Annotated in this window: 7 protein-coding genes and 1 pseudogene; 7 read left to right on the forward strand and 1 reads right to left on the reverse strand. The window is 60.1% G+C overall.

The genetic code is table 11. The annotated features are described in order from the left end of the window. The 7 genes and pseudogenes from IRZ31_RS17480 to IRZ31_RS17510 form a co-directional block, all read left to right on the forward strand. Positions 1 to 1,140 (forward strand): annotated as a pseudogene (locus IRZ31_RS17480) (hypothetical protein); the annotation flags it as partial. A 92-nt stretch (positions 1,141 to 1,232) separates the two neighbouring features. After that, complete coding sequence (locus tag IRZ31_RS17485) at positions 1,233 to 1,577, forward strand: histidine triad nucleotide-binding protein (RefSeq protein WP_297155988.1); 345 nt, start codon at positions 1,233 to 1,235, stop codon at positions 1,575 to 1,577. Between the two features lie 451 nt (positions 1,578 to 2,028). Then, the gene (locus tag IRZ31_RS17490; protein WP_297155990.1) at positions 2,029 to 3,219 is read left to right on the forward strand and encodes a glycosyltransferase family 1 protein; all 1,191 of its coding nucleotides are present in this window, start codon (positions 2,029 to 2,031) and stop codon (positions 3,217 to 3,219) included. Continuing rightward, the gene (locus IRZ31_RS17495) at positions 3,203 to 4,369 is read left to right on the forward strand and encodes a glycosyltransferase family 1 protein (protein WP_297155992.1); all 1,167 of its coding nucleotides are present in this window, start codon (positions 3,203 to 3,205) and stop codon (positions 4,367 to 4,369) included. Before IRZ31_RS17490 ends, IRZ31_RS17495 begins: the two co-directional genes overlap by 17 nt. A 4-nt stretch (positions 4,370 to 4,373) precedes the next feature. Beyond that, the gene (locus tag IRZ31_RS17500; protein ID WP_297155994.1) at positions 4,374 to 5,525 is read left to right on the forward strand and encodes a glycosyltransferase family 4 protein; all 1,152 of its coding nucleotides are present in this window, start codon (positions 4,374 to 4,376) and stop codon (positions 5,523 to 5,525) included. A gap of 8 nt (positions 5,526 to 5,533) precedes the next feature. Then, a complete protein-coding gene (locus IRZ31_RS17505; RefSeq protein WP_297155996.1) occupies positions 5,534 to 6,850 on the forward strand; it encodes a glycosyltransferase 87 family protein in 1,317 nt (438 codons plus the stop codon). 73 nt (positions 6,851 to 6,923) lie between these two features. After that, positions 6,924 to 8,210, forward strand: coding sequence for an FHA domain-containing serine/threonine-protein kinase (locus IRZ31_RS17510; protein ID WP_297155998.1), 1,287 nt, complete (start codon positions 6,924 to 6,926; stop codon positions 8,208 to 8,210). An 89-nt stretch (positions 8,211 to 8,299) separates the two neighbouring features. On the opposite strand, the gene IRZ31_RS17515 is transcribed toward IRZ31_RS17510, so the two are convergent. Beyond that, positions 8,300 to 9,118: a TIGR01458 family HAD-type hydrolase gene (locus IRZ31_RS17515; protein ID WP_297155999.1), complete on the reverse strand. Its 819-nt coding sequence runs from the start codon at positions 9,116 to 9,118 to the stop codon at positions 8,300 to 8,302. Between the last annotated feature and the right edge of the window lie 420 nt (positions 9,119 to 9,538).

The following is a 9,538-nucleotide window of genomic DNA, read 5'->3' on the forward strand; positions in this document are numbered from 1 at the left end:
GTGCCGCCGCCCCCGCGGCCCCCCAGCTCTCCGGGAGGGACGAACCACTGGCTTGATCATCTGCAGGATATCAAGGTCAGTGAGCCAGAGCCACCTGCGCGTTCCAGATCACCACAGGGGCCAGCCTCCCGCCTTCCCGGCGACACGCGTCACCCGCACCCGGGACCGGGGCGAGAAGGTCCACGGCCCCGACCTGCGGAGCGCCCTCTACGTGCGGAGCGGGAGCGAGAACGGGAGTGGACAGGGCCACGTGGCCCCGCCCAGTACTGGGAAGCGGAGCGCCGGGGCCCTCTCTTCCGCGGCGGTTACTCCTCGTTGGGTCAGCGTCCACGTTCTCCCGTGGAAAGCGTTCCGGCACGCGGCCCCCGTCAGACCGGCCCTTTCTCCAAGCCCGCCGGTACTGGCTCTGGCGGCGGCCTCGGCCCCAGCGGGAAAGGGAGCGCTCGACCAGGATCGAGCCAGGCCGCCCACCATCATCACCATCATCGACAGGCAAAGGAGCCCGCAAAAGCAGCGAAGCCTCTCCCACAGTCGGTCAAGCCCAAGCGCGAAAAAACTCCTCCGCCGGCTCCGTTCGTGCCTACTCCAGAACAGGTAGCGCTGGTTGAAACACGCTACAAGGAGCTGGCCCAGCCCGTTGAGTTTGACGGCATCCGAACGCGGATTGCCCACGAGCTGAATATCCCTAAATCGGCAGTGAAGAAGATCATTAAGGCCCTGCGCGAGCGCGAGGGGCTGCCAAGCTGGTGGGAGGTCCAGCCCTATCGAGGGAACAGCGAAGAACTGGCCAAGATCCGGTCCCTGTATGAGCCGTTTCTCCCTGTACCTCCAATCGGCGTCCACCGTACCATCGCGCAGCAGCTTTCGCTCAAGCCCGCTGTGGTTTACCAGGCGATCCGCCTCATCCGCCAGGAGCTGAAGCTGCCGCAGTACAATGATCCTAGCCTGCATACTCAGGAATTGACAACGGGCGGACAGGCCGGGGACAATAAGCAAGCGGTGCCAGCCTTGCCGGCAGGTACTATTATGGTCACCTCGCCCACTCCCGAGGCCGTCTCTCTCCCTCGGGAGAGCGCTGGCTCGGGAAGCGTCGAATCTACACCGCACGTCGCCGAGAGCCAGCCAACCTCGGAGGAGTAATCGGCAAGAGCCGGGCTGGCCCCTGGCTTGCTCTCCCGCCTCCACGGTTGAGCCAGACAGCCCCGGCCGCTCTTGGCTTGAGGAAGGCAACTATGCAAGATTGTCTGTTCTGCAAGATCGCCAACGGCGAGATCCCGAGCAAGATCCTTTATCAGGATGCTGAGGTCGTCGCATTTGCGGACATCAATCCACAGGCACCCCATCACGTGCTGCTGATTCCGCGGCGCCACCTGGCTTCGATGAAGGACCTGACGGAGCAGGATGGGGCGTTACTCGCCCACCTCTTTGTCGTGGCCAACAAGCTCGCTCAGGATTTCGGCCTCTCCGAGCGCGGGTTCCGCTTTGTGACCAATGTCGGGCCCGATGCCGGACAATCGGTCTTTCATCTGCACTTCCATCTCTTGGGCGGGCGCCCGTTCGGCTGGCCGCCTGGCTAGCCCTGCGTGCCGGCCCGGCCCGGCCCGGCTTACCCTGGGGCGAGAATCGCCAGCGCCTCCCGGCCTGGCTCCGCATCACCGCGGTCTCTCGCCCCTCTCGTCATTTCGGCATGGTCTGACTGAGCCAATCCGAGTCGTTACTGTTCCGCGAGCTGGTGGAAACAGGTGGGTTGCTTCGGGTTGGGTCTCTACGGCCCCGCGGTAGGATCGTCGGCCTTTGGCAAGCCGGTCTCGCTCTCTGGCCTCCTCTCGCGTGCCTTGTCTCTGGCTCCTCTTTCATCAGCAAATAGAGAGGCAAGAAAAACTGTGAATGCCTCGCCCAGACGAGCCAGGCTGAGAGAGGCAGAGGCAAGCACCTAAGCAACTACCGGGCCTGAGCGAAGGCCGGCACCATTGGCCGAGCAGCGCTGAATCCATCGGTAAGATTTCTACAAAGGCCAGGGATGTCTTTATGCGCATTGCTATTGACTACACGACGGCTCTCAGGCAGGGGGCAGGCATCGGGACCTATATCCGCTGCCTGGTTGAGGCCCTGCTCGCTCAAGATCAGGTAAACCATTATGTCCTGTTGAGCAGCCAGCCCCCCCAGGAGGGACGCACTTTCCCTCAAGCTGAGCATGTGACGATTCGGCGTATTCCTATTCCTGAGCGCTATCTCAATATTATCTGGTATCGCTGGCAGCTCCCTCTCTACGCGAATTGGTTCACCGGCCCTGTCGATCTCTACCACGGCCCGGACTTTGTCCTGCCGCCTTTTAGTCGCTTTGGCCGCCGTCCAAGAACTGTGGTGACTATCCATGACCTGGCGTTTCTGGAGTATCCACAGTACGCTGTTCCTTCACTGGCCGCCTACCTGCGCGAGGTAGTCCCTCGTGCGGCTCGCACCGCCGATGTGGTCGCCACAGTCTCGCGGGCTTCGGCTCACACGCTGACGAAGTATCTGGGAACCCCTCCCGAAAAGATGGCTATTATCTCTCCCGGGGTAGGTCGGGCTTTCCGGCGCGTGACCGATCCCGTGCTGCTGGAGGCCACACGCTATAAGTATGGCCTGAAACACCCGTTCGTGTTGACGGTGGGAACCAAGGAGCCACGCAAGAACCATCTGGGTCTGATCCGTGCTTTCCATCAGGCCCTGAACCGCAAGCCGCGCCCGAAAATGTTGGTCATCGTTGGTGGCCCGGGCTGGCTTTATGAGGAGACCGAGCAGGAAGTGGTCCGCCTGGGTCTGACGGAGAAGGTGCGTTTTCTGGGGCATGTAAGCACACTCGACCTGGTGATGCTCTATAGCATGGCCGATGTCTTCGCCTATCCTTCCTTCTATGAAGGCTTCGGTATGCCCGCCCTGGAGGCTTTGGCCTGTGGCGCTCCCGTGGTCACCTCGAACACTTCTTCGCTGCCCGAGGTGGTTGGCGAGGCCGCCCTCAAGGTCGATCCTTATGACGTCGAGGCCCTGGCTTCCGCGATCACGCGCTTGCTCGCAGACCAGCAGCTCTGTGAGGAGCTGCGCCAGAAGGGCTTTGAGCAGGCGAAACGCTATACCTGGGAAGCCTCGGCACGTAAAATGCTCCTGGTCTATCAGAAGCTCCACGAGGGCCTCACGGACTTCACTACGCTGGAGGCTTCCTATGCGGATCGGCATTAATGCGCTCTTCTTTCGCCATCCCGCTAGCGGGAGCGGCCAATATCTGCTGCACCTGCTCAAGGCCCTGGCCACGCTTGATCAGCGCCACGAGTATGTCCTTCTGGGACCCCACCCCGGCCCTTTGCCGTTCACTCCTCCTTCCCAAATGCGCTATGTCACGGCTCCTGTTCCCTCTCTGTTGGCTCGGAGCGAGAATATTGAAAAACTGCTCTGGGAGCAGATGACGTCACCACGCGCAGCCCGGCGCCACGGCGTTGATCTGCTCCATATCCCCTACTTCGCGCCGCCACTGCGGGCCTCCATGCCAGTCATCGTCACGGTGCACGATGTGATTCCCTGGCATATGCCCATTTATCGCGCCGGGGCCAAGATCGAGGCCTATATGCGGCTCATCTCCTACACAGTGCGGCGCGCTACCCTGATTATCACGGTCTCCGAGCATGCAAAGCGCGATATTGTCGAAACGCTGAAGCTGCCTCCTGAGCGCATCCGCGTGATCTACGAGGCCGCCGGTGAGGAGTATCGCCCAGTGCATGACCCCGAGCAACTGGCCAGAGCGCGCGCACGTTACGGCCTGGCTGAGCATCAGCGCTATGTCTTCTACCTCGGGGGATTGGATGTACGTAAGAATGTTCCGCAGCTGGTGCGCGCCTTTGCCCGTGTCTACCAGCGCCTGGGCGAGCCAGATTTGCGCCTCTTGATTTCGGGCGATCCCGACCGCCAGCGCGGCCCACGCTTCCCCGATCCCCGCCCGGTGGCCGCCGAGTTGGGCATCGCCGATAAGGTGATTGTACGTTTTGTACGCGATGAGGATAAGGCCGCTCTCTATAGTGGCGCCGGCCTGTTCGTGTTCCCCTCGCTCTATGAGGGCTTCGGCCTTGATCCCCTGGAGGCAATGGCCTGCGGCGCTCCCGTGGTCTGCTCGAATCGGACTTCGCTGCCCGAGGTCGTAGGCGATGCGGCTCTATGCGTTGATCCTACCGATCTGGACTCCCTCGTGGATGCAATGTATGCTGTTCTCAGTGATATGAGACTTGAGGCAGACCTGCGCGCTCGTTCGCTACGCCGCGCTACGCAGTTTAGCTGGCAGCGGACCGCAAGCGAGACGCTGGCCGCCTATGAAGCAGCTTTATCGCTGGAGAGAGCTTAGTGCAATGCGCGTTCTGACGATCTCTAAGGCCTATGTCGCCGGCACTTCTCACCGCAAGCTGGAGGAGCTGGCTAAGTGCCCCGGCGTCGAGCTGATCGCTGTGACCCCTCCCTATTGGCTCGCTGACGACGGCAGTAAGCAGGAGCTGGAACGGGTCTACCTGGAGGGCTATGAGCTGATCGTGACGCCAATGGCGCTCAATGGCCATTTCCATATTCACTACTATCCTCAGCTCAGCAGTATTATGCGCCGCGTGCGCCCCGATATTGTGCATATCGATGAGGAGCCGTATAACTTCGCGACTTACCAGGCGATCCGCCTGGCCCGGCGCTATGGGGCGCTGCCGATTTTCTCGACGTTCCAAAACCTTTATCGCCGCTATCCTCCTCCGTTCCGACAATTTGAGCTGTATTGCTACCACCAAGCCCAACACGCTCAAGCCTGCAACAAGGCAGCAGGCGAGGTGCTGCGCCGCAAGGGCTATAAGGGCAAGATTCATTTGATTGCCCAGTTCGGGGCGGAGCCAAGCCTGCACTACCCCGATCCTCAACGCCGGCCCTACCAACCAGGGGAGCCGTTTATCCTGGGCTACGTGGGCCGCCTGAAGGAGGAGAAGGGTGTGCCCCTGATTATTGAGGCCCTGGCCATGCTGCCAGAGTGCTGCCGCGTGGTCTTCATCGGCTACGGACCCTTGCGCGATGAGTTGGAGCGCATGGCCCAGCGCCTGGGCGTGGCTGAACGTGTGACCTTCCTGGGTAGCTTGCCAAGCTATAAGGTGCCTGACGAGATGCGCAAGATGCATGTGCTGCTGCAGCCCTCGCTGACACGCCCCAATTGGATGGAGCAGTTCGGGCGTTCGATGGCCGAAGCCATGTGCTGCGAGGTCCCCGTGGTCGGCTCTAGCTCAGGCGAGATCCCCGTGACAGTAGGCGATGGCGGCCTGATCTTCCCCGAGGGCGATGCCCGCGCAATGGCTGAGTGCGTGCGACGTCTGCTTGAGGACCAGGACCTCTATCAGCGCCTGGCGCGCCAGGCCCGCCAGCATATCTTGCAAAATTATACTCAGGAGGCAATTGCTCGCAAGACTTACGAGGTTTTTCTGGAGATGCTGGCAGAACGCGACGCCTCCGCCTCAACGCCGACCTCTGCCTCTTGAGTGGCACGATGGCTATGCGACGCTCCTCCCTCCTCTGGATACGTAGCCTGCGCCGGCGGCCAGCCCCCTGGCTGCTCTTCTTGCTTGGCACTGCGCTCTTCGTCGAGAGCGCCTGGCAGGTCTTCCTGGCACCAACTGACCTGCTACGTTACCAGTGCTATGCCCTGCTTTTCTGGTTCGGCAGCACAGCCCTGCACTGGCTTCCGGCGCAGCAGTGCACCTTTCTTCCGCTTCACGGAGCCCAGCCCCCTTTTCACATTCTGCCCCAGGAGTATCCTCCCCTGACCCTCGTTCCTTTCTCTCTTCCGCTGCTTGTCCCACCTCCTTACTATTCATTGACCTTTGCATTGCTGATGCTCGTTATCGCCGCCGTTCTGCTATGGCTGCTGTATCGCTTCGTCTCACCGGAGGCAGCCCTGGGGGGTGCGCTGCTCCTCATCCTGGGAGGAGGGCCTCTTCTTCAGGTACGCTATGATCTGCTGCCTTCCCTCTGCGTTCTGATCTGTCTGCTGGCAGCCCAGCGCGAACGGTGGACACTGGCCTATCTCGCTCTGGCAGGCGGCACGCTCCTCAAGCTCTATCCCCTGCTGGGCTTGCCAGCGCTCTTGCTGGCCGAGCAGCAGCACCTCAACGCTGGTCAGCAGCCGCTGAAGAAGATTGCCTCCTGGCGCTGGCGTCATCTGCTGCTCTTCGCGGCAACTGTGGTAATGGTCAGCGCTTTCTTCGCCTTGTTCAATCCCGAGGGTGCGCTGCTGGGGCCACTGCGTTACTTCAGTCAGCGCCCTCCCCAGATCGAATCGCTGGCTGCGAGCCTGCTCTGGCTAAGCAGCCTGGTTGGCGCCGGCCAGCCGCTGCAGCTCCTCTTCAGCTACGGCTCCCTCAACGTCACCAGCCCACTGGCGCCCACCTTGAGTTTTCTCCTGATGGGCCTGCTTTGTATCGGCCTCCTGCTTACGCTCTGGCTGCAATACAAAGGGGCCTTCGATCTCTGGGAGAGCATGCTCGCTCTCTTGCTGCTGCTCCTCACAACCGGGAAGGTCTTTAGTCCGCAATATCTCCTCTGGGTCATTCCCCTGGTGGTCAGCTCTACCCTGAGCCATACCACCTCAACCCGCGCTCGCTTCTGGCTGCTCACCTGGATCGCTATCTGCCTGCTGACAAGCTCAATCTATGTTCTCTACTATCCTCACCTGGCTGATCCGTCTAGCGCACCCCAGGTCGCGCTGACGCTGCCTGGCTTCTTTGAGATTATTCTGCTGCGCAATGCCTTGGTGCTCGCTGCCACCCTTGGCCAGTTTGGCTTCGGCCTCCGCCGGGCGTTATGATATAGTGAAAACAGGCACAGCGATGGTTACATCAGTCGAGTGGTCAGGCCAGTCAGGAGGAGGAGTTGTTTCTATGGATGACGCACTTCTCGGCTATTTAGTCAAAGGGCGATACAAGCTGATTGATCAGGTTGCAGAGGGGGCTTTCGGCTCGGTATACATTGCACGTGATTTAGAAACCAACTATCTATACGCTGTTAAACTGCTGCATGAGAAATTTCTGCGCAATACGGAGATCTTGCAGCGTTTTCAGCGTGAAGCCTCGCTTCCGTTAGGCATTGATGATCCTCACATCGTCCATGTCATCGACTACGGCTGGGATGGGCAGGTCCATTTTATCGTCATGGATTATGTCGACGGCCACAACCTGCGCACCATTATGCAGCGCCGCGGTCCATTCCCCCTGGAAACAGCCCTGGCTTACGCAGAGCAGGTTGCTCTTGGACTAGAGGCGGCTAATGGTCGCGGTATTGTACACCGTGACCTCAAACCCCAGAATATCCTGGTAAATAACCGGGGCGAAGTAAAAATTACTGATTTTGGTCTGGCGCGCGCCAAGGACACCCCGACTATCACTGAGACCGACGAATTCATGGGCACGGCCTACTACATTTCTCCTGAGCAGATCGACAGCGGCCACGCGGCAGACATTCGCTCTGACCTTTACTCGCTGGCAGCCATTCTATTTGAGATGCTGGCAGGAAAACCGCCCTATCGGGGCAACAACGTGATGGAACTCATTATCAAGCATAAAAGCGAGCCTATTCCAGCGCTACAACCGCTGCGTCCCGACCTTCCTCCTGTCGTCGATCAGTTTTTCCAAAAAGGTCTGGCCAAGCGACCCGAGCAGCGCTATCAAACACCCCAGGAATTTATCGAGGCACTGCAGAACCTGCGCCGCGTCATGGCCAGCCATCCCCAGCCGGCCAGCCTGCCCACCTCCTCGGCCAATTCGCTGGCCCTCCCCGAGCAAAGCACCCTGATCGAGGCAGCAGCGCCCCGAGCCGTAGCCCAACTCGTCCACCTGGCCACAGGGGAAGCCTTCCCATTGACCAGCCAGGAGATGATTATCGGGCGACGTGATCCCGTGCGCAATCTCTACCCCGATATCAGCCTGGCTGACAAGATGGTGGGAAGGCGCCACGCCTGCATCCGCAATCGTCAGGGCACCTTTACCGTCGAGGACCTTCATTCGCGCAACCGCACTCGTCTCAATGGTCGCTTTCTGCCGCCTGGCGAAGAGCGGTCCCTCAATCACGGCGACATCCTGCGTTTCGGCAATATTGAGATGCGCTTCGAGCTGATCAACGGCTACCAGGCTCCGACGGAGAACAAGGAGGGAGAGGAGGCAGCGAGCTAGCTAGTTCGCTCGCTCACCTGCCCTTTCGTTCGCCTGCCACTTTCTCCGTGGAGAGCAGAGCGTGAGCCGGCTCGCGTCTCTCATCTTCTTCAGCCCTGGCCAGCAAGATAGTCAGGCAAGGCCGCCACCGAGGGCAGCAGCACCTCGGGACGCTCTTCAGGCCGACACTCCTTGAGCAGAGGCGTATCTGGCCCGTGCTTGCCAGTACAGACCAACAGTGCCCGCAGGCCAGCCCGTCTGGCCCCCTGGACGTCGTTGACAAGATCGTCGCCTACCATCAGTGTCTCCTCCGGCGCCGTCCCCAGCAAGTGAACGGCCTCCTCAAAGAAGGCCCGCTCCGGCTTCCCAACAACCACAGCCTGTTTGCCAGAGGCCAGCTCCAGAGCGGAGACGAATGGCCCGCTATCGAGGCGTAGCCCATCGCTCACGCGCCAGTAGAGATTTTTGTGCATGGCCACCAGATCGGCGCCGGCCATCAGCAGGCGAAAGGCGCGATTCATATTCTCGTAGGAAAGCAACTCCTCGGCTCCACCGATCACGACCACAGCGACATGCTCTCTCTCGGCGTCGTCCGGCCTGAGCGGATCAACCAGTTCAATGCCCGCGAAATCAGCTGCAGTATCGCCCTTGCTGAGCAGCCAGCAGCGTTTGCCAGGATAGAGACGGCGCAAATAAGCGGCGGTTGCCATCGGAGCCGTGATCAGCCGCTCAGCAGAGACCGGTAGCCCGATCTCCTGGAGGCGCTGCGCCAGCGTCGAGCGGGCCATTGTCGTCGTATTGGTTACAAAGGCATAGCGATAACCATGCTGCTCTAGCCAGCGCAGCGCCTCGGCGGCGCCTTCAACTGGCCGCATACTCACATGCAGCACGCCATCGATATCCAGCAGCACACCGCGGACAGTCCCCATCAGACGTCTCCTTCTCATCAGGATTGATCAAATAAAGCTAGACATTATAGAAGCCTCCCTACTGATAAGAAAACAGACGTTCTTGACAGTAGAGAGTGCATACACTCTCTTCCTCGAAAAGGGCCTCTGACAGCAAATCCCCAAGCGTAAAGCTCAGCAAGGCCGGAGAGCATTCGTTATCACTATATGCGTTCCCGGCCTGCGAAGCAAGAAGCGCTGGCGCGTTTACTCGAAGAGTAACCTGTTATCCTATTCTGCCCGGCCTGTCAGCAGAGGTTTCCCGAGATGGGAGCGATGAAAAAAGCCACGTACCAATGACACGAGACAGGGAATGATGCTATAATAGCCGCGAGGAATAGCCTTTAAGTAGGAGATTGCGCCATGGACGGTGACATGATCGGGCGTGTCATCAAGGGTCGC

The organism is Thermogemmatispora sp., assembly GCF_019683635.1.
Lineage (GTDB): Bacteria > Chloroflexota > Ktedonobacteria > Ktedonobacterales > Ktedonobacteraceae > Thermogemmatispora.

Coding starts and splice junctions, on each gene's coding strand:
- IRZ31_RS17495 (WP_297155992.1), top strand. CDS start 3,203: ATGCGGATCGGCATTAATGCGCTCTTCTTTCGCCATCCCGCTAGCGGG.
- IRZ31_RS17515 (WP_297155999.1), bottom strand. CDS start 9,118: ATGGGGACTGTCCGCGGTGTGCTGCTGGATATCGATGGCGTGCTGCAT.
- IRZ31_RS17485 (WP_297155988.1), top strand. CDS start 1,233: ATGCAAGATTGTCTGTTCTGCAAGATCGCCAACGGCGAGATCCCGAGC.
- IRZ31_RS17510 (WP_297155998.1), top strand. CDS start 6,924: ATGGATGACGCACTTCTCGGCTATTTAGTCAAAGGGCGATACAAGCTG.
- IRZ31_RS17505 (WP_297155996.1), top strand. CDS start 5,534: ATGGCTATGCGACGCTCCTCCCTCCTCTGGATACGTAGCCTGCGCCGG.
- IRZ31_RS17500 (WP_297155994.1), top strand. CDS start 4,374: ATGCGCGTTCTGACGATCTCTAAGGCCTATGTCGCCGGCACTTCTCAC.
- IRZ31_RS17490 (WP_297155990.1), top strand. CDS start 2,029: ATGCGCATTGCTATTGACTACACGACGGCTCTCAGGCAGGGGGCAGGC.